The organism is Streptomyces vietnamensis, assembly GCF_000830005.1.
Lineage (GTDB): Bacteria > Actinomycetota > Actinomycetes > Streptomycetales > Streptomycetaceae > Streptomyces > Streptomyces vietnamensis.
In genome coordinates this window covers 4,500,649-4,525,000 of sequence record NZ_CP010407.1, presented here as the reverse complement: position 1 = coordinate 4,525,000, position 24,352 = coordinate 4,500,649, and the positions used below count along the sequence as shown (strand labels likewise).

Below are 24,352 nucleotides of genomic sequence, written 5' to 3'. Positions count from 1 at the left end.
CTTCGTCTCCACGTACGCCCTCTTCGGGCTCGGTGAGGCGATGCTGTCGCCGACCGTGGCGCCGCTGGTGGCCGATCTGGCGCCGGAGTCGATGGTCGGGTCGTACAACTCGGCCTTCGCCCTGGTGAAGCAGCTGGCGCTGGCCGTCGGTCCGGCCGTGGGCGGGCCCATGGGGGCCGCGCTGCACGGTCCGTACATCGTGACCTTCGTGCTGTTCTCGCTCGGGATCACGTTCCTGGCCCTGCGTCTGGGCAAGCGGCTCACTCCCGAGCAGGACCAGCCTTCGCTGGCCCTCAAGCCTTCGAAGGTGGTCGTTCGGCACGAGCCGGTGCGCGAGAGCGAGACCGCGGCTGCCTAGTCCGGCAGGGCGAACTCGCACCAGACCGCTTTGCCGCCGCCCGGTGTGCGGCGGCTCCCCCAGGACGAGGCGATCGTCGCGATGATCGAGATTCCGCGACCCGCCTCGTCCTCCGTTTCCGCCCTGCGGCGGCGCGGCAGGTGGTCGTCGCCGTCCGTGACCTCGATGATCAGGCGGCGGTCGGTGCGGCGCAGCCGCAGACGCATGGGCGGGGTGCCGTGCTGGAGGGAGTTCGCCACGAGCTCGCTGGTGGCGAGGACGCCCAGGTCGCGCAGCTCCACCGGGAAGCGCCAGGAGGAGAGGACTCCGGACGCGAAGGCACGCGCGCGGGGGGCGGCCTCCACGCCGCCGAGGAGTTCCAGGGCGGCGTTGTGGAAGAGCTCGGCGTCCGCGCCCTTGCGGGAGGGGTGCTGGACGACCAGGACGGCGACGTCGTCGTCGTGCTCGGCGGTGACCCCCAGGGAGCGCAGGAGCCGGTCGCAGACCACCTGCGGGGTGCCGCTGGCGCCGGCGAGGGCGCGGGCCAGGGCCGCGACGCCCTCGTCGATGTCCTCACGGCGGCGCTCGACCAGGCCGTCGGTGTAGAGGACGGCGGTGGAGCCGGGCGGCAGGGCGATGGAACCCGAGGCGTGCAGCCAGCCGCCGGTGCCGAGCGGCGGTCCCGTCGGGTCCTCGGCGCGGCGGACGGTGCCGTCCTCGTCCCGTACGAGGATCGGGAGGTGGCCGGCGGAGGCGTACACCAGCTTGCCCTCGTTGGGGTCGTGGATCGCGTACACACAGGTGGCGATCTGGCTGGCGTCGATCTCGGCGGCGAGGCCGTCGAGGAGCTGGAGGACCTCGTGCGGGGGCAGGTCCAGGCGCGCGTAGGCCCGGACGGCGGTGCGGAGCTGGCCCATGACGGCGGCGGCGCGGACGCCCCGGCCCATCACGTCGCCGATGACGAGCGCGGTGCGGCCGGCGCCGAGGGTGATCACGTCGTACCAGTCGCCGCCGACGGCCGCGTCCGCGACGCCGGGCTGGTAGGTGGCGGCGATCCGCAGGTCGTCGGGCTGCTCCAGCTCCTGCGGGAGCAGGGAGCGCTGGAGGGTGACGGCGGTCTCGCGGTGCCGGCGCTCGCTGGCGCGGAGCCGCTCGGCGGCCTCGGCGTGGTCGGTGACGTCGGCGGCGTGGACGAGGACCCCGCCGCCGTCGAGGCGGGGGCTGTCGACGGGCAGGCACGTGACCGTGTACGAGCCGCCGTCCTTGGTCCGCCGGGACTTGACCGTGCGGGGCTTGCCGCTGCGCAGCACCTGGTCCATGAGGGGCAGCAGGCCGAGCTCCTCGGCCTCCGGGCAGGTGTCGGCGACGGTGGCGCCGGCGGGGCGCGGGCCGAACGCGGCGGCGTACGCGTCGTTCACGTACGCGATGCGGTGCTCCGGGCCGTACACGAGGGCGACGAGGCCGGGGAGTCGGCCGAGCAGCTCCCGTACGGAGAAGTCCTCCAGGGCAGGGATGTCGGCGGCCTCGGCGGCCTCGTTGTCGGGCTGCTCCAGCTGCTGACCGTACTCACCGCGGGCGGCGGGCACGGAGCCTTCGGTCCCCCGCGCCGCGCGGCGCTGCGTGCCGGGGAGCCGGGCGCTCCAACGGGTGAAGTTCACGGATCTGTATGCCTCGTGGTGTCGGTGCCGTGCAGAGTCACGCTGTGCAGGTGTGAGCCCACCTATGGTCACACGTCCAGTGTGGACGAGTGCACTGACAGTGATGTCAGGACTGCGGCTTGTCGCCGTCGCCGGGGGGTGGAGCTGCGGCGAGTTCGAATTCGGCCCGGGGGTGTTCAAGGGAGCCGAGAGAGACGATCTCCCGTTTGAACAGGCCGGACAGGGTCCATTCGGCGAGGACCCGGGCCTTGCGGTTGAAGGTGGGGACGCGGCTGAGGTGGTAGGCGCGGTGCATGAACCAGGCCGGATATCCCTTGAGTTTGCGTCCGTAGACGTGGGCGACTCCCTTGTGGAGGCCGAGGGAGGCGACGGAGCCCACGTACGCGTGCGCGTACTCCTTGAGCGGCTGTCCGCGGAGGGAGGCCGCGATGTTCTCGGCGAGGACCTTGGCCTGGCGGACGGCGTGCTGGGCGTTGGGCGCGCACTCCTTGTCCGGCTCCTTCGCCGTGACGTCGGGGACGGCGGCGGCGTCGCCGGCCGCCCACGCGTGCGTGGTGCCCTCGACGGCGAGCTGGGCGGTGCAGCGGAGCCTGCCGCGTTCGTTCAGCGGCAGGTCGGTGGCGGCGAGGACGGGTGCGGGCTTCACGCCGGCGGTCCAGACGACGGTGCGGGTGGGCAGGCGGGTGCCGTCGCTGAGGACGGCGACCCGGTTCTCGCAGGACTCCAGGCGGGTCTCCAGGCGCACGTCGATGTTCCGGCCGCGCAGCTCGCGGACGGCGTACCGGCCCATGTCCTCGCCGACCTCGGGGAGGATCCGGTCGGAGGCCTCGACGAGGACCCAGCGCAGGTCCTCGGGCTTGACGTTGTGGTAGTACCGCGCGGCGTAGCGGGCCATGTCCTCCAGCTCGGCGAGCGCCTCCACGCCCGCGTAGCCGCCGCCGACGAAGACGAAGGTGAGGGCGGCGTCGCGGATCGCGGGATCGCGGGTGGAGGAGGCGATGTCCATCTGCTCGATGACGTGGTTGCGCAGGCCGATGGCCTCCTCGACGGTCTTGAAGCCGATGCCGTGGTCGGCCAGGCCGGGGACCGGGAGGGTGCGGGAGACCGAGCCGGGCGCGACGACCAGCTCGTCGTACGTCATCTCGACGGTGCCGGTGCCCTCCTCCTCGGTGGCGAGGGTGGAGAGGGTCGCGGTGCGCTTGGCGTGGTCGACGGACCGGACCTCGCCGATGACGACGCGGCAGCGGTCGAGGACGCGGCGGAGCGGCACGACGACGTGGCGCGGGGAGATGTTGCCGGCCGCGGCCTCCGGGAGGAACGGCTGGTACGTCATGTACGGCTCGGGGGTGACCACCACGATCTCGGCGGTGCCGGCTCTGAGCTCCGCCCCGAGCTGCCGCTGGAGGCGCAGCGCGGTGTACATGCCGACGTAGCCACCGCCGACCACGAGAATGCGCGCAGGTTCGGTCACTGTCCCATGACGCACCCCCGTCCGTGGTTTGTCCACAGGCTCGGCAAATTGTGTGACCGGAGGGGTACGGAGGCGCGGGGTGGCGCGCGAGGGAGGTGCGGGGGAAACCGTGCAGGTCACGGTGGGTGGGGCGGGTCCGGAGAGGGGTCGGAATCGGGAGTCTTCCGGGCCTTGCTCCGATCGGGGGGCGCACCGTACGGAACTCCCCCTTCTGAATTGACCCCGACTCAACTATGTTCGTACTTCATCGGGGTGTCGGATCGGAGCGCGCGTGGACCGAAGCGCTCGTCCGCCAGAGGCCCCGTGTCAGGGCGGGGAGTCTCCGGGGGGAGACATCATGAGCGGGGGAACGCTTATGCAGATTCAGGATTCACGGTGGCAGTCGGGCGCCGGAACGGCGACCGTCGACGGGCACGTCCCGGGGGCCGTCGACGCGCGGGGCGCCGCGCCCCTGGCGGGCGGCAGGTCCGCGCCGCTGCGGGTGGACGCCCAGCGGAACCTGGAGCACGTGCTCCGGGCCGCGCGCGAGGTGTTCGGCGAGCTCGGCTACGGGGCTCCGATGGAGGACGTGGCGCGCCGCGCCCGCGTCGGGGTCGGCACCGTCTACCGCCGCTTCCCCAGCAAGGACGTGCTGGTGCGGCGGATAGCCGAGGAGGAGACCTCCCGGCTGACCGAGCAGGCGCGGGCCGCGCTGGGCCAGGAGGAGGAGCCGTGGTCGGCGCTCTCCCGGTTCCTGCGGACCTCGGTGGCCTCGGGTGCGGGCCGTCTCCTGCCGCCGCAGGTGCTGCGGGTGGGCGTGGACGAGTCCGGGGTGCCGCTCGGCGCGGACGACGCGGACGGGGCGGCGCGGGTGCCGTACCAGCGGGGTGTCGCCGAGCCGACCGACGCGCGTGTGGTCGCGCCGCGCCAGGTGCCCGCCGACGAGCGGGACGACGCGGGGGCCTCGGAGCTCCTGGAGGTCGTCGGCCGGCTGGTCGACCGGGCGCGTGAGGCGGGTGAGCTGCGCACGGACGTGACCGTGGCGGACGTCCTCCTCGTCATCGCCACCGCCGCCCCGGCCCTGCCGGACGCGGTGCAGCAGGCGGCGGCCTCGGCCCGGCTCCTCGACATCCTTCTCGAGGGGCTGCGCTCCCGGTAGGACCTTTCACGGACGGCGTTCTTCGTGGTCCGGCTTCGTGGTCCGGGCGGACCAGTGAGCATGACGCGAACGTGTGAGCGGTTACGCCCGGATACAGGAAGTCGCCCCGGACGAGTGGTAAGTGGACGCGGCGCTTCGGCATGCCCTCGCTCTGTGGCAGGCTTGGCCGACATTCGGGTCTGAGCGTGCGTACGGGGGCTTCCGCGATGAGCGGTGACAGTCGGGACGATCCGCTGGTCGGCGGCGGCGCGGAGACCGAGGGCCTTCCCCCTCGGCAGGTTCCGAGCCAGGGCGGGCCGGGAGGTCTCTCCGGCGCGCCGACGTCTTCCGGAACACCGACGTCTTCCGGAGCACCAGGGGCGCCGTCCGTACACACCGAGCCGCATGCCGAGCCGGTCGACGCGAGCGTGCCGCAGCAGCGTGAGGGCAGGCCGGGTGCCGGGGCCGTCGCGGGAGCGGCCGCCGGGTCGGGAGTCGCCGACAGCGGTGACGGCGACGCCGACCTCGACGATTCCGCTTCCGAGCCCGACACCGTACTCCCGCCGCCGCTCGAACTGCCGCCCTCCGACGCCGAGCTCGTCCAGCTCATGCGGGACGGCGACGACTCCGCGTACGAGGAGCTGTTCCGCCGCCACTCCGAGGCCGTCCGCCGGTACGCCAAGACCTGCTGCCGGGACGCGCACACCGCCGACGACCTCACCGCCGAGGTCTTCGCCCGCACCCTCCAGGCCGTACGCGGCGGGGCCGGGCCCGAACAGGCCGTGCGCGCCTACCTCATGACCACCGTCCGGCGGGTCGCCGCGAACTGGGCCAGGACCCAGAAGCGGGAACACCTCGTCGAGGACTTCGCGGTCTTCGCCGCGGACGCCGCCCGCTCCTCCGAGGTCTCCGACCAGGACACCATGGACCTCGGCGCGGACGTCCGCGCCATGCACGAGGCCGAGCAGTCCCTCGCCATGCAGGCCTTCCGCTCGCTGCCCGAGCGCTGGCAGGCCGTGCTGTGGCACACCACCGTCGAGGAGGAGTCCCCGAGCGAGGTCGCCCCGCTCTTCGGACTGACCGCCAACGCCACGGCCGTGCTCGCCAGCCGGGCCCGCGAGGGTCTCAAGCAGGCCTACCTCCAGGCCCACGTCAGTCAGTCGCTCACCGCGGGCGGCGACTGCGCCCGCTACGCGGACCGGCTCGGCGCCTACGCGCGCGGCGGGCTGCGGATGCGGGCCGAGCGCGGCCTGCGCAAGCACCTGGACGAATGCGCCAAGTGCCGGCTCGCCGCCGGTGAGCTGGCCCATGTGAACGCCGGGATCCCCGCGCTCCTGCCCGTCGCCGTCATCGGCTGGTTCGCCGCCGGGTACTCGCTCAAGGCTGCCGGTGTCGTCGCCGGCGGCACCGCCGCCGCGGCCGGTGCGGGCGCGGCGGCCGCCGCCTCCGGGTCCTCCGGGGGCGCCGCCTCGGGCGGGGCCGCCGCCGAGGGACTCGGCGCGCCCGCGAAGGCCGGCATCGCGGCGGCCATAGCGGTCGCCGCGGCCGCCGGGCTCGTCTGGGCCATGGCCGGGGACCCGCAGCCCGTGGCCGCGCCCAAGCCCACGCAGCCGGTCGTCACCCCGATCGCGCCGCCGAAGCCCGCGCCCTCGGCGAAGCCCTCCCCGAAGCCCGCGCCCCCGGCCCCGCCCGTCACCTCCGAGCCGCCGACGCCCACGCCGCCTCCCCCGAAGCCCACGCCGAAGCCGACGCCGCCACCGGCTCCGAAGCCGACGCCCAAGCCCACCCCGAAGCCGAGCCCGAAGCCGACGCCGAAGCCCGAGGCGCCCCGCCCGAAGCCGAAGCCCAAGCCGAAGCCCGCCCCGCCGTCCGTCTACCAGGTCAACGAGCTGCAGTACGGGGTCTTCGGCGACGGCACCAAGCCCGAGGTGTCCCTCTCGGACAGCAGCTGGATGTGGCAGCGCACCGGCCTGTCCATCGGCGGCACCCAGTACGCGCACGGGGTCAGCGTCCACGCGCCGTCCTCGCTGCTCATCGACCTCAACCGGCAGTGCACGAGTTACGACGCGATCGTCGGCATCGACGACCTGAGCGCCCAGCTCGGCGTCGGCGGCGTCCGCTTCTCCGTCTATGGGGACGGGCAGCGGCTCTGGCGCTCCCGGGTCGTCCAGGCGGGCGACCCGCCGGTCCCGGTGCACGTCGACATCGCGGGCCGCTCCTCGATCCGGCTCGTGGTGGAGGAACACACGCCGTTCGGCCGGGCCGCGGTCGCGGACTGGGCGGAGTCCCTGATCAGCTGCTCCTGACGGCCCTCCCGGCGGCCTGCGGGACGGCGTCCTGCGTGGCGGCGTCCTGCGGGGCGGCGGCGAACGGTTCGACGAGGTCGAGGACCTCGTCGACGCCGAGGCCCGCGCCGGCCGCGCGGGCGGCGGCCAGGGCGGACGCGTCGAGCTCGGCGACCGCCCGGGCCGTCACGGACTCGACGTCCCGCAGCTCGGGGACCGAGCGGGGCATGTCCCGGCGCCAGTGGTCGACGGCGGCCATGACCCGTACGGCGAGGTCGGCCTCGCCCGCCTCGGACAGGGTGACGGCGAGCCCCTCCGCCAGGCCGGTGGTGATGAAGTCCGCGCACTGGGCGTCCCGGGCGGTGCGCAGCGCGGTGACGGCCGTGGCGACGGCGACGGCTCCCTTCCCCTCGTACGCCTCGACGCGGGCGGCGATCCCGGTCACCGCCGCCTCGAAGTGCGGGGGCGGGGTGCCGAGCGAGACCGTCCGGCCCGCCGCCTCCAGCTGGGCGCGGGCCTCCGTGACGTCGCCGCGGTGGAGGGCGAAGGCGGCGCGGAGGAAGCAGACGTACGTCTGGCTGTCCCGTACGTGGTAGCGGTCGGCCTCCCGTGCGGACTCGTCGAGGGTCCGCTCGGCGGCCTCCAGGTCGCCGCGGCGGTATTCCAGTTCGGCCAGGCGGCCGAGGAGGAAGGGGGCCTCGGCGTGGGCGCCGACCTCGCGGGCGAGACCGAGGGCCTCCTCGTACGCCTCGCCCGCGTCCTCGAGCCGGCCCCGCATCATGTTGGCCTCGCCCGCCGCGCTCGCGATCTGGGCCCCCATCCAGCGGTCGCCGACGCGCCGGGCGATGCCGCGGAGTTCGGCCAGGGCCTCGTCGACGTCGGGCATGCCGCCGGGCATGTCGACGACCATGTGCGTACGGAACATGAGGCTGACGCCGAGCTCCCAGTCGCCGCCGTGGCGGCGGCAGTTGTCGACGGCGGTGTCGAGGAGGTCGCGGACCACGGTCGGTTCCTCGGTGAGGTACGCGGTGAACGGCCAGAGCAGGCCGGGGAAGCGGGCCGACTCGGGGCCGGGCTCCTCGCCGAACGCCGCGCGGACGCGCCGGACGAGCGCGAGGGTCTCCGGCTCCTTGAAGTCCCCCATCGTGCTGCTCTCCACCCCGAGGAAGAAGTGCAGCATGCGCAGGTGCATGCGGGGCCAGTGGCGGGGGTCGGCGGGGTCGTCCGGGTCCTCGCCGAGGGCGACCGCGCGCTCGACCCAGGCCAGGCCCTCGGGGCGGTAGTTGCGCAGCCACCAGAACCAGCCCACGGCGAAGACGAGCCGGAGGGCGGCGGCCTCGTCGGGGGCCGTGACGAGGGTGCGGTGGAGGGCGGCGCGGATGTTGTCGAGGTCCCGTTCGAGCCGGTCGATCCAGGGGAGCTGCTCCGCCGAGCGGAGCTTGGGATCGGCGGTCTCGGCGAGGGCGGTGAAGTGGGCGGTGTGGGTGGCCTCGGCGGCGGCGAGCAGCTCGGGTTCCTCGGCGGCGCGCTCGGTCGCGTACTCGTGGATGGTCTCCAGGAGCCGGTAGCGCATCTCGCCGCCCTCGGTGGGGGTGGCGACGACGAGGGACTTGTCGACCAGGGCGCCCAGGGCGTCGGCGGCGTGCGGGGAGAGGGCCTCGGCGGCGGCCAGGTCCCAGCCGCCGGCGAAGACCGAGACCTGGCGGAGCAGGGTGCGCTCGGCCGGGTCGAGCAGGTCCCAGGACCAGTCGACGACCGCGCGGAGGGTCTGCTGGCGGGGCAGGACGGTCCGTGAGCCGGAGGTGAGGAGAAGGAAGCGGTCGTCGAGGCGGTCGGCTATCTGGCGCGGGGTGAGGAGGCGCAGCCGGGCGGCGGCCAGTTCGATGGCGAGCGGCAGGCCGTCGAGGCGGCGGCAGATCTCGTCGACGGCCTCGCCGCCGTCGCGGGCGAGGTCGAAGGAGGGGCGGACGGTGCGGGCCCGCTCGGCGAAGAGGCGGTGGGCGGGGTCCGGCGGGAGGGGCTCGACGGGGCGGACCGACTCGCCGGGGACGCCGAGGGGTTCCCGGCTGGTGGCGAGGATGCGGAGCTGCGGGCAGTGGGTGAGCAGGGTCTCGGCGAGGGCGGCGGCCGCGTCGATCACGTGCTCGCAGTTGTCGAGGACCAGGAGCAGCGGGCGGCGGGCCAGGTGCTCGACGAGGTGGGCGGTGGGGTCGTCCTGGAGCGGCACCCCGTCGCGGGTGGTGATCAGGTTGACCTCGCGGAGGCGGAGCGCGGAGAGGACGGCGCCGGGGAGGGCGTCGGGGTCGTCGAGCGGGGCGAGTTCGGCGATCCAGGCGGCGGGGCCGACGGCCCGGAGCGCGGCCTCCTCGGCGAGCCGTGTCTTGCCGGAGCCGCCGGGGCCGGTGAGCGTGACGAGCCGGGAACGGGTCAGGTCGGCGTGGAGCGCGGCGAGCTCGGGCTCACGGCCGACGAAGGAGGTGAGGCGGGGGCGGATGTTGCCGGCCTCGGGGGCGGGGCGTTCCTGTACGGACTCTTGCGCGGGCTCTTGCGCAGGCCCTTGTACGGGCTCTCGCCCGGGTTCTTGCGCGGGCTCTTGTACGGGCTCTTGTACGAGCTCTTGCGTGCGCTTTTGCGTGGGCTCTTGTGCGGACGGCGGGGCGGACGGGTCCGTACGGGTCGGGGCGGGGGCCGTCCCGGGTGCGGCGGGGGCTGTCCTGGCCCCGGCAGGGTTCGTCCCGGGTGCGGCGGAGTTCGTCCCGGGTGCGGCGGTGGCCACCCCGGGCGGGCGCGTCGGCGTGGGTGGTTTCGGGGGCGTGCCGGTGAGGAGTTCGTGGTGGAGGGCGGCGAGTTCGGGGCCCGGGTCGGTGCCGAGGGCGTCCGCGAGGGTCCGGCGGGCCGACTCGTACGCGGCGAGGGCGTCGGCGTGGCGGCCCTCGGCCCGCAGGGCGCGGATGAGATGGGCGCGGAAGGCCTCGTCGTACGGGTACGTGGTGGTGAGCTCGGTCAGCTCCGGTACGAGTCCGTCGGTGGCGCCCCGGCGCAGATCGGCCTCGACGCGCCGGCGGAGTGCCGCGAGCCGCTGGGCCTCGGGGCGGACGCCCGCCGGGTCGGGCAGGTCGGCGAGGGCGGGGCCCCGGAAGAGGCCGAGGGCCTCGCGGAGGAGGGCGGCGGCGGTGTCGGGGTCGCCGGCGTCGAGGCGGGCGGCGCCTTCCCCGACCCTGCGCTGGAAGACGTACAGGTCGATGTCGTCGGGGCCGGCGGCGAGGCGGTAGCCGGGGCCGGGTGTGGAGGCGACGGCCTCCCTGCCGAGGATCCGGCGGAGACGCCCGACCAGGGCCTGGAGGGCGGCGGGGGCGTCCTGCGGCGGGGCGTCCCCGTACACGTCGTCGGCGAGCTCGCCGACGGAGACGGCCCGTCCGCCGCGCAGCGCGAGCGCGGCGAGCAGCGCGCGCAGCCGGGCGCCGCCGAGGGGGAGCGGGGTGCCGTCGGGACGAAGGGCCTCGGTGGTGCCGAGGATGAGATACCGCACCGACCCATTGTGTCGGGCGGGTATGACATGCGCCTCGGGGTTTACCCCGGTGGGTCCCTGAGAAGGCACCGGCGCGCCGACCCGCCGTGCGGCGCGGTCTCAGGCCGGCAGCGAGCGGGACGTCGGGATCAGGGGGCCCTGGACCGCGCGGTGGGCCCGGGGTTCGGTCGTGTTGGTCCAGCAGGAGCCCCGGCGGGCGAGGAGGCGGCGGAGCCAGAGCTCGGTGGAGACGAGGTCGGCGAGGCCGTCGAGGGGGACGGCGGCGCCGTCGGTCGCCGCGCGGAGGGCCTTGCGGACGACGCGCGCGTCGATCAGGCCCGCGTCGGCGAGGAGCGGGGCGTCGAAGAGGGCCAGGAGTTCCGGGAGCGCTGCGCGCAGGCCCGCGCGCGTGGCGGCGGCCGGGACGGCCGGGTGGGGGGCGCCCCAGCCCGGGGGGAGGTCGTGGACGCCGGCGCCGGAGAGGACCGTGCGCAGGACGCCGGCCCGGGCGTCCGGCTGGACCCGGAGCGATTCGGGGAGGTCGCGGCAGGCCCGTACGACCTGGTTGTCGAGGAAGGGGGCGTGGAGGCGCTGGCCCCGGATCTCGGCGGCCTGTTCCAGGACGCGGTGGTCGGCCGCCGCGCGGGCGAGGGCGGCACGCGCGCGTGCCTCGCCGGGGCGCTGGACGGAGGCCGGGAGGGTCGCCGCCCGGTTCAGGCGAACCGATACTTCAGCGAGGGCCTCGCCCGTCAGCCAGCGCGCCGCCGGGCCCGGCCGCGACCAGGTGAGGGCGGAGAGCGAGGCCTCCAGGGGGCCGAAGCCGTCCGGGGCCGTGCGGTTCGCCTCCAGGACCCGCCTCGCCGCCGCCTCCAGACCCGTGCGGTACGGGGTGCGGGCCAGCTTCCGCGCCGCCCGGTACACCGTCAGCGGGACGAGCAGCGAGCCCGCCGAGGGGCCCGAGGCCTTCGCGAGCGCCGTCACCGGACGCACCAGGGAGCGGCGCCTGCGGTCCATCAACAGGTCGGCGAGGCGCGCCGGGTGTGCGTCCAGGACCTGCTTCGCGCCCATGCCGGTGAAGTGGTCGGCGCTGCCGCCCGCGAGCCGCCTGCGGTGCCGCTCGGCCGTGACCAGGGCGGGTCCCGGCTCGTCGGTGAGCGGGCCGTCCAGGGCGGCGTACGGGAGCGCCTCCTCGCCTCCCGCGACGACGACGTGGTGGAGGCGCGGGTCCGCCGCGATCTCCCGCGCCCGCTCCAGCTCCGCCGTACGCCGCGCACCGGCCCTCGTCGCCAGGTCGTTGAAGGTGACGGCGAGCAGCCGCTCCCCCGCGCCCGTGCCGTGTCCGGTGATCGTGCCCGGCACCCCCGGGAGGCCCGCCGCGAGCAGGGCGAGCGTGCCGGAGGCGCTGCCGCCGGACAGGTCGGCGCCGATGCCGGGCGCCGGGCCCGCGCCCCGGGCCGCGCGCCGGTCGGCCGGTCCCATGCCGGGGACCGGGCCCGGGTCGGGGAGGGGCGTCTCGGGCGCGTGCCGGGGGGCGGTGAGCCGGGCTCGTACGGCCTCGATCAGGGCGTCCCGTACCCCTTCGACGGCCTGTCGGGGGTCGGCCTCGGGCGCCGCGACGGCGAGCGAGGCCACCTGCTCGTAGCCGGTGATCTCGCGCGAGCCCTCCCGCAGGATCAGCGCGTGGCCGGGCGGCACCCGCCGCACTCCCTCGTACGGGGTGGAGTCGCGCAGCGCCTCCGGGGTCTCGGGGCAGGCGAGCAGGGCGGCGAGGTGGCCGATGTCGAGCTGGGCCTCGACGAGGTCGGCGAGCGGCAGGGCGGCCGTGGCGTACGCGGTGCCGCCCGCCCACGGGGTGTGGAACACCGGCCGGGCGCCCGCGAGGTCGCCGGTGACGGTGACGCGGCGGCCGGTCTTCACGACGGCGGTGTAGCTGCCGGGCCAGGCGGTCAGGTGCCGCAACGCGCCCCCGCGCGCGGTGAGCAGGCCGATCCGCAGCTCCTCGTCGCTCGCGGCGCAGCAGCCGAGGACGGCGAGGCGGGTGTGGTCGTCGACGGCCACCACGCGCACCTCGTCGGGGCGCCAGTCGCCGACCGCCCACAGCGGATCGGGGTCGCCCCACAGGAGTTGTGCGCCCACCGGTTGCACCGTGCGCCCCTCGGCCGCGCGGTCGGGACCGGGGGCGTATCCGGGGTCGTACGGGGAGGACGAGGCGTACGCGCCGTTCACCGACCCCGCCCGGCCCCCCGCGGCCGTTGCGAAGCTCGCGGCGACACTGCTCCAGCCCACCAGCCATCGCATCGGCGCCTCCACATCCGTTTCGGTGGAGGACATGCTGCCACGACAACGGCGCACGGGGCGGGGTCCGGGTGCACGCGCGCGAAAGCCGAATGCGCCCCTGGCATGGGCCAGTTGAAGATCGGCTGCGCACCGGCGTCATTCGGCCAAATATCGATCCCCGTCGGAGGTTTCGGCGGGCGTCCGGGCGGGGCGCCGGGCCACCGGCGGCCCGGGAGGCGCTCCCGCCTCCCGGCACCGACCGCCGCCCGCGGGGAATGGGGCGGCGGTGTCCCCCAGCCCGCCGGTCCGGGACTCCGTTCCCGGCCGAGCGGGCCGACCCACGCGATATTCATGGAAGCGCTCCCCCGACGGCCGGACGAGAGCGCACGGCCGGGCGCACGGCCACACGGCGGGAGCACGAGCCGCTCCGCCGGCCCCGTCCGTCGCACGGTCACACAACAATCTCGCCATACGGAACACCGCCCCTTAACGGTGGGGATGCGGCGAACTACGCTGTGTTTACGAATGCCGCACGCCTATGCCCGGCGTCGTGGCGGCCGTCTGGGTGGTCGAGGGGTGGCGTCATGTCCAGGGAGCAACGCGGGCCGAACGAAAAGCTCGGCACGGTTCTCGCCCTCGCGGGAATCAGCAACGCCGGGCTCGCCCGGCGCGTCAACGACCTCGGTGCGCAACGGGGACTGACGCTTCGTTACGACAAGACCTCGGTCGCCCGGTGGGTGTCCAAGGGCATGGTGCCGCAGGGCGCCGCGCCGCACCTGATCGCCGCCGCGATCGGGCAGAAGCTGGGCCGGCCCGTGCCGCTGCACGAGATCGGGCTCGCGGACGCCGACCCGGCGCCCGAGGTGGGGCTCGCCTTCCCGCGCGACGTGGGCGAGGCGGTCCGCTCGGCCACCGATCTGTACCGGCTGGATCTCGCCGGCCGACGGGCCGGCGGGGGCGGCATCTGGCAGTCGCTCGCCGGGTCCTTCGCGGTCAGCGCGTACGCGACGCCCGCGTCCCGCTGGCTGATAACCCCCGCCGATCCGTCGGTGGAGCGTGAGGCCCCGCGGCCCGTCGGCGCCGGCGCGGCGGGCGCGTCGGCCGCGGAGCACGTGCGCGTGGGCCACAGCGACGTCGCCAAGCTCCGCGAGGCCGCCGAGGACGCCCGCCGCTGGGACTCCAAGTACGGCGGCGGCGACTGGCGTTCGTCGATGGTGCCCGAGTGCTTACGGGTGGACGCGGCGCCGCTGCTGCTCGGCTCGTACTCGGACGAGGTCGGCCGGAACCTGTTCGGCGCGACCGCCGAGCTCACCCGGCTCGCCGGCTGGATGGCCTTCGACACCGGGCAGCAGGAGGCCGCCCAGCGCTACTACATCCAGGCCCTCCGGCTCGCCCGCGCCGCCGCCGACGTGCCCCTCGGGGGCTATGTCCTCGCCTCCATGTCCCTCCAGGCCACCTACCGGGGCTTCGCCGACGAGGGCGTCGACCTCGCCCAGGCCGCCCTCGAACGCAACCGGGGGCTCGCCACCGCCCGCACCATGTCCTTCTTCCGGCTCGTCGAGGCCCGCGCGCACGCCAAGGCCGGCGACGGGGCCGCCGCCGCGGCCGCGCTCAAGTCCGCCGAGGGCTGGCTGGAGCGCTCGCGGGAGGGCGACGCCGACCCGACCTGGCTCGGCTTCTACTCGTACGACCGGTTCTGCGCGGACGCCGCCGAGTGCTACCGGGACCTGCGGATGCCGCGCGAGGTGCGGCGCTTCACCGAGCAGGCGCTGTCCCGGCCGACGGAGGAGTTCGTCCGCTCGCACGGGCTGCGGCTGGTGGTGTCGGCGGTGGCCGAGCTGGAGTCGGGCAACCTGGACGCGGCCTGCGCGGCCGGTACGCGCGCGGTGGAGGTGGCGGGGCGGATCTCCTCGGCGCGGACGACCGAGTACGTACGGGACCTGTTGCACCGGCTCGAACCGTACGGGGACGAGCCGCGCGTCATGGAGCTGCGGGAGCGGGCCCGCCCGCTGCTCGTCGCTCCGGCGTGACGGATCCGACGTGACGCACGTCCCACGGTGTGGGCGTTTAGCGGCATTGTCAGTGGGCCAGTGCACTATCGGGGTGGGAGGTGGCGCTGGTGTTTGACTGTGACGTGCTGGTGATCGGCGGCGGGATCGTCGGTCTCTCGACGGCGTACGCGGTGACGCGTGCCGCCCCCGGCACCCGGGTCACGGTCCTGGAGAAGGAGCACGCGCTCGCGCGCCACCAGACCGGGCGCAACAGCGGGGTGATCCACAGCGGGATCTACTACCGGCCGGGGTCGCTCAAGGCGCGGTTCGCGGTCGAGGGCGCGGCCGAAATGGTCAAGTTCTGTGCGGAGTGGGGCATTCCGCACGAGGTGACGGGGAAGATCATCGTCGCCACCGCGCGCGAGGAGCTGCCCCGGCTGCACGCGCTCGTGCAGCGCGGCCGGGAGAACGGCATCCCCGTGCGCGAGCTCGGCCCGGCGCAGATCAGCGAGTACGAGCCGCGGGTGCGGGGGCTCGCCGCGATCCACGTCGGCACGACCGGCATCTGCGACTACGGGGCGGTGGCGGAGCGGCTCGCCGAGGCCTCCGAGGCGCGGATCCTGTACGGCGCGGAGGTCGTCGCCGTCGACCGGCGGTCGTTCGGGGTGGCCGTGCGGACCGCCGACGGGCGCGTGGTGCGGGCGAAGGTCCTGGTCAACTGCGCGGGGCTGCACTGCGACCGGATCGCGCGGCTCGCGGGCGACGACCCGGGCATGCGGATCGTCCCCTTCCGGGGGGAGTACTACGAGCTCGCGGATCCGTCGCTTGTCCGGGGCCTGGTCTACCCCGTCCCCGACCCGGCCTTCCCGTTCCTCGGGGTGCACCTGACCCGGGGCATCGACGGCGGCGTCCACATCGGGCCGAACGCGGTCCCGGCGCTCGCGAAGGAAGGGTACGGCTGGTCCGTCGTCCGCCCGCGCGAACTCGGCGCCACCCTGGCGTGGCCCGGCTCGTGGGCGATCGCGCGGGCGCACTGGCGGTACGGGGCGGGCGAACTGCACCGGTCCGTGTCGAAGCGGGCCTTCACGGAGGCCGTGCGGCGGCTGCTGCCGATCGTGTCGGAGTCCGACCTGCGGCGGGCGGCGCCGGGGGTGCGGGCGCAGGCGGTGCTGCGGGACGGGACGCTCGTCGACGACTTCCTGATCCGCGAGGCGGCGCGGACGGTGCACGTCCTGAACGCGCCTTCGCCCGCGGCGACCGCTTCGCTGCCGATCGGGCGCGAGGTGGCGGGGCGGGCGCTGGCGCGGCTGTAGCCCGCCGCCCACACGGGCGCGGGGTCGGGCGGAGGGGCTTCCGGGCGGTCCGCCGTAGACTTGGTCGCATTGTGTCTGAGCAGATTGAGAACGGCCCGCAGCCCGTCGCCGACCCCGTCCAGCCCGCCCCGCGGCGCGGCAGTCGGATGTTCGCCCCCGGCGAGGGGCCCATGCCCGATCCCGCCGGGGCCCACCACGAGCGGCGGATCCGCAGCTTCCAGCCGCGCCGCAGCCGTGTCACGTACGGGCAGGCCGAGGCCATGCTCAAGCGGTGGCCCGACTGGGGACTCGACATCGACGGCAAGCGGGTCCTCGATCTCGAAGAGATGTTCGACGGACTGCCCGTCGTCCTCGAGATCGGCTTCGGGATGGGCGAGGCGACCGCCCAGATGGCCGCCGCCGATCCCGCGACCGGGATCCTCGCCGTGGACGTGCACACCCCCGGCCAGGGCAATCTCCTCGGGCTCGCCGACCGCAACGGGCTCACCAACGTCCGCGTCGCCAACGGCGACGCGATCATCCTGCTCCGCGAGATGCTCGGCGACGCCACCCTCGACGGCTGTCGGGTCTACTTCCCGGACCCGTGGCCCAAGGCCCGCCACCACAAGCGCCGGCTCATCCAGCCCGAGTTCCTCAGCCTCCTCGCGCCGCGGATGAAGCCCGGGGCCGTGCTCCACTGCGCCACGGACTGGGAGGAGTACGCCGTGCAGATGCTGGAGGTGCTCTCCGCGCACCCGGACTACGAGAACACGCAGGCCGACGGCGGCTACGCGCCCCGCCCCGACTTCCGGCCCCTCACCCGCTTCGAGGGACAGGGCCTCGACAAGGGGCACGTCGTGCACGATCTGCTCTTCCGGAGGAAGTAGCCCCGCTGTCGGTGCGGGTCGTTAGGGTCGATCACGTGTCGAACCCCGTGCCCGTCGAAGGACCCGTGCCCGTCGAGGGACCCGTTCCCGTACCGCACCGGGACGCCGAGGAGCCGGCCTTCCCCGCCGCCGCCGACCGGTCCCAGTGGCGCTATCGGCCCCGCCGGGCCTTCTGGCGCAGCCGGCTGGTCCGCGCGGTCGCCGTCGTCACCCTGCTCGCGCTCTGCGCCCTGGTCATCCTGGTGCTGGTCCGCGAGCAGACCGGCACGCAGGGCTTCCTCGTCGGCCTGGGCCTCGCCGTGCTTCCCGTACCGCTGCTCATGTCGGCGTTCCGCTGGCTCGACCGGGTCGAGCCGGGCCCCTGGAAGAACCTGCTGTTCGCGTTCGCCTGGGGCGCCTTCGCCGCCGCGCTCGTCGCGATCCTGGCGAACTCCTTCGCGGTCCGCTGGATCGCCACGGCCACGGCCGATCCGGACTCCGCCGACACCCTCGGGGCCACCGTCGTCGCCCCGGTGGTGGAGGAGAGCGCCAAGGCCGCCGCGATCCTGCTGCTGTTCCTGTTCCGCAGGAGGTACTTCGGCGGGCTCGTCGACGGGGTCGTGTTCGCCGGTTTCACCGCGACCGGCTTCGCCTTCACCGAGAACATCCTCTATCTCGGCAACGCCTTCGGCGAGGACCAGGAGTTCGGCTCGACCGGCCTCGGTTCGGTGACCGCCGCGACCTTCTTCGTACGGGTCGTGATGTCGCCGTTCGCGCATCCGCTGTTCACCGTGCTCACCGGCATCGGCTTCGGTTTCGCCGCCCTCGCGCCGCGCGGGAAGCGGCTGCGCCGGGTGCTGCTGCCGCTGACCGGGCTGCTGCTCGCCATGGGACTGCACGCCACCTGGAACGGCTCGGCCACCGTCGGCGGCCCGCTGGCCTTCTACGCGGTGTACGGGGCGCTCATGGTCCCGGCCTTCGGCCTGCTGACCTGGCTGGCGGTGTGGAGCCGGCAGCGCGAGCTGCGCACGATATCCGGGGAGCTCCCGGCGTACGCGGCGGCCGGCTGGCTCGCCCCCGCCGAGCCGGTCGCGCTGTCGTCGATGCGCGCCCGGCAGATGGCCCGCGCGTTCGCCGCCCGGACGTACGGCCCGCCGGCCGCCCGCGCGGTCGGCGAGTACGAGTCCTTCGCGACGACCCTCGCGTTCCTGCGGAACCGGGCCCGGCGCGGCGCGGCGGGACCCGACTTCCCGGCCCGGGAGCAGGAGCTGCTGCACCACCTGTGGCAGCGCCGCGCGGTCGCCTCCCCCGCCCTCACGTACGCGGCGCGGGCGACGGGCCGGGCCTGGGCGCCGCCGCAGTACCTGGACTACGACGGCTACAACCCGTATCGGAGTTAGCTCGCGGAAGCCTCGGTGAGGAGGGCCAGTTCCGCCTCCGTCAGCTTCAGGTCCGCGGCCGCCACCAGGGCCGGGAGCTGTTCGACCGTGCGGGCCGAGGCGATCGGCGCGGCGACGGTCGGCCGGGCGGCGAGCCAGGCGAGGGCGACGGTGGCGAGCTCCGCCCCGTGCGCCTCGGCGACCGTGTCGAGCGCGGAGAGCACGGCTTGGCCCCGCTCGGTCTCGGCGAGCGCGGCGGCGCGGTAGGCGCGGGCGCTCTCGACGGTCTTCCCGGGGCGGTACTTGCCGGTGAGGAAGCCGGCCGCGAGACCGTAGTACGGGACGGCCGAGAGCCCGGCCTGCTCGACGGTCTCCAGGAGCGGGCCCTCGTAGGTGTCGCGCGAGACCAGGTTGTAGTGCGGCTGGAGGGCGACGTACCGGGCGAGGCCTTCGGCCTCGGCGAAGTCGAGGGAGGCGCGCAGCCGCTCCGGGGAGATGTTGGAGGCGGCGACGGCACGCACCTTGCCGTCCTTCACCAGCTGGTCGAGGGCGGTGACGATCTCCTCGACCGGGACGGACTCGTCGTCGAAGTGCGTGTAGTAGAGGTCGATGTGGTCGGTGCCGAGGCGGCGGAGGGACTCCTCCGCGCCCGCCTTGATGGTGGTGGCGGACAGGCCCTTGAACCGGGGGTGGGCGCCGACCTTGGTGGCGACGACGATGTCGGAGCGGTTGCCCCGGGAGGCGAGCCAGCGGCCGATGACGGTCTCGGACTCGCCGCCCTCGTTGCCCTCGGCCCAGGCGGAGTAGACGTCGGCGGAGTCGACGAAGTTGCCGCCGGCGGCGGCGTAGGCGTCGAGGACGGCGAAGGACTGCGCCTCGTCGGCGGTCCAGCCGAAGACGTTGCCGCCGAGTGCCACGGGGAAGACGTGCAGATCGGAGCTGCCCAGCGGGCGGAGAGAGGTCATGTGTGGATCAACCCTCCCCGCCGCCGGGCCTATTCCGTGCGGGTTCTCAGGGGTTCAGGCCCTTGGACTGGAGCCAGGCCATCGGGTCGATGCCGGAGCCGCCGGGGGTGTGGACCTCCATGTGGAGGTGGGCGCCGGTGACGTTGCCGGTGGCGCCGACGCGGCCGATGGTCTCGCCGGTGGACACGGTCTGGCCGGCGCCGACCAGCATGGACGAGAGGTGGCAGTACCAGACCTCGGTGCCGTCCTCCAGCTCCAGGACGATCCGGTAGCCGTAGGAGCCGGACCAGCCCGCGGACTTGACGGTGGCGCCGTGGACCGCCTTGAGCGGGGTGCCCGTGGGGGCGGCGAAGTCGAGGCCGGTGTGGTAGCCGGAGGACCACATCGATCCGGACTGCATGTAGGTGGCGGTGAGGGTGTACGAGGAGACCGGCAGCGAGTAGCCGGCGGCGAGCTGGGCGAGGCGCGCGGCCTCGGCCGCCTTGGCCTCGGCCTCCGCCTTCGCCTTGGCCTCCGCTTCGGCCTTCGCCTTGGCTTCCGCCTCGGCCTTCGCCTTCGCGTCGGCGGCCGCCTTCTCCGCGGCGGCTTCCTTGGCCTCGGCCTCCGCGGCGGCCTTCTCGGCCGCCGCCTTCTCCGCCGCGGCCTTCTCGGCGGCGTCGGCGGAGGCCTGCTGCTGCTCGGCCTGCTGGAGGATGCGGGCGCGCAGGGCCTCGCCCGCGGCGGGGGCGGTGGTCTGCTCGTCGGCCGCGGTGGTGTAGGTGGCGGCGGTGAGCGGGTTGGCGGCGGCGGCCGTGGTGACGGGCGCGCTCTCCTCCTCGGGGAGGAGGTCGCCGACGCCGGGGAGGTCGTGGGCGTCCGGCAGGTTCAGGTCCGGGAGGTCCGGCAGCGATATGGCGACCGGCGGCTTGTCCTGCGCGGTGGCGAGGCCGCCCGCGCCGACGGCCGCGATCACGCCGACGCCGAGGACGGTGGAGGAGCGGGCGAAGTTGGAGCGCTGCTTGACGACCCGGTGCCGGCCGCCGGAGCGGCTCTCGGCGCGGAGGGAGCCCTCGGTGGGGTTCCACTCGGTGTCCGGGGCGGAAAGACCCGCACCGCCACCGAAGGCATCGAAGGGGGCTTCGGGTGCGGGGGTGTTGGACGCCACGGAGGCGCGCTCCTTTCCTTCCTTCTCGCCTACCGGGTTAGCTGACGGGTTCGGAGCAGGAAGGTCTCCTACGGGCCCCTCCGTACGAGACGAAGGCGTCCGATTCACCCCAATTGGTGGTTCCCCGGTTCCTTTTCAGGATTCGGCGCGTGCGCACGGTGCCGCCTCTTGCGACGGCTGGGACGACCGCGCTGCGTTATCGAACGTTAATAGACAGGGGGTCCCGATTCCAAGCCGTCGCTCTTGATCATTCATTGAATTGAGGGAGTATCGCCCGAGTTGAGCCCCCTTCAGAAAGGCGTAAGGGGAGGGTGGTGAAACCCTTGCGATCTGACGTTATGTCAATTGTTATCGCAGTGACACCCCTCGACTACGCCCGGTGACCGGACCCGCCCGGCGGCACCACCGGCATCGTCCGGCGCCGCTCGGGCTGCCCCGTCGCCGGGCGGCTCACCGCGAGCAGCGCCATGTCGTCCGTCGACCCGCCGCCCGTGTGGAGCCGTACGTCGTCCACGAGCGCGTCGAGCAGCTCCTCGGGTCCCGGGAAGATCCGCCCGGCGAGCCGCGCCGCCGGATCGTAGAAGACGCCCTGCGCGTTCCGCGCCTCCGAGAGGCCGTCCGTGTAGAAGAGCAGCGTCGCGCCGGCCGGGAACGGCCGCGCCTCGCCCCGGTCCGGCCACATCGCCAGCTCCCCCATGCCGAGCGGCAGCGCCGCCTCGCCCGGCTCCAGCGGCTCCACGCGCCCGTCCGCGTACAGCATCAGCGGCGGCGGGTGCCCGCGGTTGACGACCCGTACGAAACCGTCGAAGGTCCCGCTGCCGTCGCCGCGCGGGATCTCGGCCAGGACGGCCGTGGTGAACCCCTCGAAGGAGTCGAGGTCGTCCCGGCGAGTGCCCTCCCGGGCCAGGGCGCGTTCGAGGCGCTGCGCCACGCCCTCCAGGGTCCGCTCCTGCTCGGCCGCCTCCCGGAAGGCGCCGATGACGACGGCGACGGCCTCGACCGCCTCCAGCCCCTTGCCGCGGACGTCCCCGACCACCAGCCGCACCCCGTGCGGGGTGTCCTGGACGGCGAACAGGTCGCCGCCGATGAACGCGTCGGCCTGCGCCGCCTCGTACCGCGCCGCGCACTGCAGCCCCCCGATCCGCTCGGCGGGCATCGGTAGCACCGCCTTCTGCGCGGTCTCCGCGATGACCCGCGCCGAGGCGAGCCGTTCGCCGCTGCGGCGCACGACCCGGTTGATGAGGAGGGCGAGCGCGGAGACCGTGAGGACGGTCATGCTCTCGGTGAAGGCCGCGATCTCGTCGATGGTGCCGTTGTAGGCGTGCAGCCCGACGGAGGCGAGGACGGCGGCGATCCCGGTGATCAGGGTCGTGAGCGTGGAGAAGAAGGGCGCGGCGATCAGCGGGGCGGCGGAGAAGAGCGGCGCCGCCGTGTACTCGGGCGGGGTCGCCACGTCGAAGACGACACCGCCCACGATGACCAGCGGGGGCAGGGCGCGGATGAACCGCCGGGCGCCGCCGTACTCGGGGCGTCCCTCACCGCCCCGCCGCCCTCCGCCCGCCGCTCCTAGGGGGTGCCCCACCTGTGCTCTCCTGCCCGGTCCGACCGGCCGCGGTCCGCACCGCGCCCTCCCAGGGTGGCCGCCGCCGGACGGGGCGGCGACTCCCATGGGGCCGAGTGGCGTACGGGCCCGGCCGGCCGCCCCCACCCTCGTACGAGGCCGGCGCCCCACCCCGTACGAGAGTCGGCGCCCCACCCCGTACGAGGCCGGCGCCCCACCCCCGTACGGGTCAGTCGGCCGCCAGGCGCCCGCCCCGGCCGAGCAGTGCCATCGCCGCCGCGCACCCCACGCCCACCCCGCACAGCACCAGCCACGGCGTCGCCGACCAGCCGGTGACGTCGAGGAGCGCGCCCGTCCCCAGGTTCCCGAGGGTGATCCCGATCCCGCACACGGTGTTGTAGAGCCCGTAGTGGGTGGCCACCCAGCGCCCCCGGGACAGGGCGACGACCGTGTCCATCTCGTACGGGTAGAGCACCGCGTTCGCGACGGCCAGGACCGCCGCACACAGGAGCAGCCCCACCGGGCCGCGCCCCAGGGCGGCCGGGACCAGGAAGGCCCCGCCCATCAGGGCGAGCCCGAGGACGAGGCACCGCTCCCGGTCGAGCCGGCGCTTGCACCAGGCCGTGATCCGCAGCTGCCCGGCGAGCGCGACGAGCGCCGAGACGACGAACAGCGCGGTCGTCACGCCCGTGCCGCCCGCCGCGAGCGGCAGCGCCAGATAGACCTGGAAGGACAGCACGTACGAGCCGGTCATGGCGAGCGAGAAGAGCCAGAAGGTGCGGTGCGCGAGCACGGTGCGGAACTGCCCCCGCTGCTCCCGTGGCGCCTCGGAGACCCGTACGGGCAGATGCCGGAGCTGTACGAGGGTCAGGCCGGCGAACAGCACGGCGGCGACCACGCACGTCAGCCGGAACGACACCCCCGTCAGGGCCACCCCGACGAGCGGCCCGAGCAGGATGCCCGCCTGGTAGTACGCGTTGAACAGCGCGAAGGCCTGGACGCGCCGCTCCTCCCCCGCCTCCGCCGCCAGGTACGCCCGCACCGCCGGGTTGAACAGCGCCCCCGCGAGGCCCGTCGCGAGCGAGGCGGCGATCAGCATCGGCAGCGACTGCGCGAAGGCGAGCGCCCCGAAGCCGACCGTCCGCAGGGCGCAGCCGGCCACGATGAGCGGCTTGAAGCCGAGCCGGTCGGCGAGCGCCCCGCCGACGAGGAACATGCCCTGCTGGGAGAGGTTCCGGGCGCCGAGGACGAGGCCCACGGCCCAGGCGGCCATGCCGAGCCCGTCCGCGAGGTGCGCGGCCAGGTACGGCATGAGCATGTAGAAGCCGAGGTTGATGGTGAGCTGGTTGAGGAAGAGGAGCCGCACGGCCGGTTCGAAGGTGCGGCTCTGCTTCCAGATGCCCCCCTTGGCGGGGGCCGTCGCCGTGGTCACTTGGCCCGCTCCAGGACTCGGCGGGTCCAGCCGCTGACGGTCTCGGCGGAGACGTACCCGGCGGGGTCCTCCCGTACGGGACCGTCGAGCAGCCCGTGCGCCGCGCAGAACTCGTCGTTGAAGACGGTGTCGAAGTACCGCTGCGGCCCGTCCGGGAAGACGGCCGCGATCCGGGTCCCGCGCGGGCGCGTGCGGGCCAGCCAGCTGGCGACGAGCGCGACCGCGCCCACGCTCCAGCCGCCGGTCGCGAACTGCCGCGAGGCAAGCCGGCGGGCCGCCCGTACCGCCTCCGCCGGGCCCACCCAGTGGACCTCGTCGAAGGCGCCGTGGTCGACGTTGCCCGGGTGGATGGAGGAGCCGAGGCCCCGCATGAGGCGTTCCCCGGCCGGCAGGCCGAAGACGGTGGAGTTCACGGAGTCGACGCCGACGAGTTCGAGGGCCGGGCTGCTGGTGGCGCGCAGCGCCCGGGAGATCCCGGCCGAGTGGCCGCCGGTGCCGACCGCGCAGACGAGGACGTCGATCCGGTCGAGCTGCGCGGACAGCTCGGCGGCGAGCCCCCCGTACGCGGCGGGGTTGTCGGGGTTCCCGTACTGGTCGGGCCACCAGGCCCCGTCGAGCTCGGCGAGCAGCTCGGCGACCCGGTCCATCCGGGCCTGCTGCCAGCCGCCGTGCGGGCTCGGCTCGGGGACGACGTGGACCCGGGCGCCGTGGGCGACGAGCATCCGCTCGACGATCGGTTCGAGACCGGGGTCGGTGACGACGTGCACGGGATGGCCGTGGAGCACGCCCGCGAGGGCGAGGCCGAGACCGAGGGTCCCGGAGGTCGACTCGACGATCGGGGCGCCGGGCCGCAGGTCCCCGCGGCGGCGGGCCTGCTCGACCATGTGGAGGGCGGCGCGGTCCTTGATGCCGCCGAAGTTGAAGCCTTCGAGCTTGGCCCAGTAGCCGTCGTCCGTCCACAGCAGGGGGGTGTTGCCGACGGTCTGCTCGGCGACGGGCAGCGGGTAGCCGGTCAGTGGTGCGGTCATGATCGGTACGTCCTCGGGGTGGGTACGCGAAAGGGAACCTG

Annotated in this window: 16 protein-coding genes and 1 riboswitch (1 of these 17 cut by a window edge); of the genes, 7 read left to right on the top strand and 9 right to left on the bottom strand. The window is 74.7% G+C overall.

Annotated features, from left to right (window positions below; translation table 11 throughout):
- Nucleotides 1-358, top strand: partial view of an MFS transporter gene (locus SVTN_RS20265; RefSeq protein WP_041130370.1) — the end only. It extends 917 nt beyond the left edge of the window; only the last 358 of its 1,275 coding nucleotides appear in the window; its start codon lies off the left edge, out of view; the stop codon is at nt 356-358.
- On the opposite strand, the gene SVTN_RS20260 is transcribed toward SVTN_RS20265, so the two are convergent.
- Both SVTN_RS20260 and SVTN_RS20255 read right to left on the bottom strand, forming a co-directional pair.
- Entirely contained in the window at nt 355-1,995 is a 1,641-nt protein-coding gene (locus tag SVTN_RS20260; protein ID WP_041130369.1) for an ATP-binding SpoIIE family protein phosphatase, read from the bottom strand. The two genes, SVTN_RS20265 and SVTN_RS20260, sit on opposite strands and share 4 nt — an antisense overlap.
- A 106-nt stretch (nt 1,996-2,101) precedes the next feature.
- Entirely contained in the window at nt 2,102-3,466 is a 1,365-nt protein-coding gene (locus SVTN_RS20255; protein WP_041130368.1) for an NAD(P)/FAD-dependent oxidoreductase, read from the bottom strand.
- Nucleotides 3,467-3,821: 355 nt separating this feature from the next.
- On the opposite strand from SVTN_RS20255, the gene SVTN_RS20250 reads away from it, so the two are divergent.
- Nucleotides 3,822-4,604: a TetR/AcrR family transcriptional regulator gene (locus tag SVTN_RS20250; RefSeq protein ID WP_041130367.1), complete on the top strand. Its 783-nt coding sequence runs from the start codon at nt 3,822-3,824 to the stop codon at nt 4,602-4,604.
- 206 nt (nt 4,605-4,810) lie between these two features.
- Complete coding sequence (locus SVTN_RS20245; protein ID WP_041130366.1) at nt 4,811-6,889, top strand: sigma-70 family RNA polymerase sigma factor; 2,079 nt, start codon at nt 4,811-4,813, stop codon at nt 6,887-6,889.
- Here SVTN_RS20245 and SVTN_RS20240 read toward each other — a convergent pair.
- Nucleotides 6,876-10,397: an AfsR/SARP family transcriptional regulator gene (locus SVTN_RS20240; protein ID WP_078908422.1), complete on the bottom strand. Its 3,522-nt coding sequence runs from the start codon at nt 10,395-10,397 to the stop codon at nt 6,876-6,878. The genes SVTN_RS20245 and SVTN_RS20240 overlap by 14 nt on opposite strands.
- Before the next feature lie 99 nt (nt 10,398-10,496).
- The gene (locus SVTN_RS20235) at nt 10,497-12,674 is read right to left on the bottom strand and encodes an asparagine synthase-related protein (protein WP_078908421.1); all 2,178 of its coding nucleotides are present in this window, start codon (nt 12,672-12,674) and stop codon (nt 10,497-10,499) included.
- Between the two features lie 563 nt (nt 12,675-13,237).
- Between SVTN_RS20235 and SVTN_RS20230 the strand changes: the two genes are divergently transcribed.
- From SVTN_RS20230 to SVTN_RS20215, 4 genes are all read left to right on the top strand, one after another.
- Nucleotides 13,238-14,683, top strand: a complete 1,446-nt coding sequence (locus SVTN_RS20230; RefSeq protein ID WP_041130365.1) for an NsdA family TPR-like regulatory protein — start codon at nt 13,238-13,240, stop codon at nt 14,681-14,683.
- An 89-nt stretch (nt 14,684-14,772) separates the two neighbouring features.
- Entirely contained in the window at nt 14,773-15,957 is a 1,185-nt protein-coding gene (gene lhgO, locus SVTN_RS20225; RefSeq protein ID WP_041130364.1) for an L-2-hydroxyglutarate oxidase, read from the top strand.
- A gap of 146 nt (nt 15,958-16,103) precedes the next feature.
- Nucleotides 16,104-16,823 (top strand): tRNA (guanosine(46)-N7)-methyltransferase TrmB, encoded by a 720-nt coding sequence (trmB, locus tag SVTN_RS20220; protein WP_086829634.1) that lies wholly within the window; start codon nt 16,104-16,106, stop codon nt 16,821-16,823.
- Between the two features lie 65 nt (nt 16,824-16,888).
- Nucleotides 16,889-18,202: a PrsW family intramembrane metalloprotease gene (locus SVTN_RS20215; RefSeq protein ID WP_245727931.1), complete on the top strand. Its 1,314-nt coding sequence runs from the start codon at nt 16,889-16,891 to the stop codon at nt 18,200-18,202.
- Here SVTN_RS20215 and SVTN_RS20210 read toward each other — a convergent pair.
- The 5 genes from SVTN_RS20210 to SVTN_RS20190 form a co-directional block, all read right to left on the bottom strand.
- Complete coding sequence (locus SVTN_RS20210; RefSeq protein ID WP_041130361.1) at nt 18,199-19,146, bottom strand: aldo/keto reductase; 948 nt, start codon at nt 19,144-19,146, stop codon at nt 18,199-18,201. The genes SVTN_RS20215 and SVTN_RS20210 overlap by 4 nt on opposite strands.
- A gap of 46 nt (nt 19,147-19,192) precedes the next feature.
- Nucleotides 19,193-20,290, bottom strand: coding sequence for a M23 family metallopeptidase (locus SVTN_RS20205; protein ID WP_041130360.1), 1,098 nt, complete (start codon nt 20,288-20,290; stop codon nt 19,193-19,195).
- Nucleotides 20,291-20,301: 11 nt separating this feature from the next.
- Nucleotides 20,302-20,448, bottom strand: a riboswitch (cyclic di-AMP (ydaO/yuaA leader).
- Between the two features lie 212 nt (nt 20,449-20,660).
- Nucleotides 20,661-21,872, bottom strand: coding sequence for a PP2C family protein-serine/threonine phosphatase (locus SVTN_RS20200; protein WP_041130359.1), 1,212 nt, complete (start codon nt 21,870-21,872; stop codon nt 20,661-20,663).
- A gap of 208 nt (nt 21,873-22,080) precedes the next feature.
- Nucleotides 22,081-23,283: an MFS transporter gene (locus SVTN_RS20195; protein ID WP_052499221.1), complete on the bottom strand. Its 1,203-nt coding sequence runs from the start codon at nt 23,281-23,283 to the stop codon at nt 22,081-22,083.
- Entirely contained in the window at nt 23,280-24,311 is a 1,032-nt protein-coding gene (locus SVTN_RS20190; RefSeq protein WP_041130358.1) for a PLP-dependent cysteine synthase family protein, read from the bottom strand. The genes SVTN_RS20195 and SVTN_RS20190 overlap by 4 nt, the downstream gene beginning before the upstream one ends.
- Nucleotides 24,312-24,352: the final 41 nt, after the last annotated feature.

What these genes read in the sequence shown, in the direction of transcription:
- SVTN_RS20250 (WP_041130367.1), top strand. Translation starts at nt 3,822, where the DNA reads ATGCAGATTCAGGATTCACGGTGGCAGTCGGGCGCCGGAACGGCGACC.
- SVTN_RS20245 (WP_041130366.1), top strand. Translation starts at nt 4,811, where the DNA reads ATGAGCGGTGACAGTCGGGACGATCCGCTGGTCGGCGGCGGCGCGGAG.
- SVTN_RS20235 (WP_078908421.1), bottom strand. Translation starts at nt 12,674, where the DNA reads ATGCGATGGCTGGTGGGCTGGAGCAGTGTCGCCGCGAGCTTCGCAACG.
- SVTN_RS20230 (WP_041130365.1), top strand. Translation starts at nt 13,238, where the DNA reads ATGTCCAGGGAGCAACGCGGGCCGAACGAAAAGCTCGGCACGGTTCTC.
- trmB (WP_086829634.1), top strand. Translation starts at nt 16,104, where the DNA reads ATGTTCGCCCCCGGCGAGGGGCCCATGCCCGATCCCGCCGGGGCCCAC.
- SVTN_RS20210 (WP_041130361.1), bottom strand. Translation starts at nt 19,146, where the DNA reads ATGACCTCTCTCCGCCCGCTGGGCAGCTCCGATCTGCACGTCTTCCCC.
- SVTN_RS20190 (WP_041130358.1), bottom strand. Translation starts at nt 24,311, where the DNA reads ATGACCGCACCACTGACCGGCTACCCGCTGCCCGTCGCCGAGCAGACC.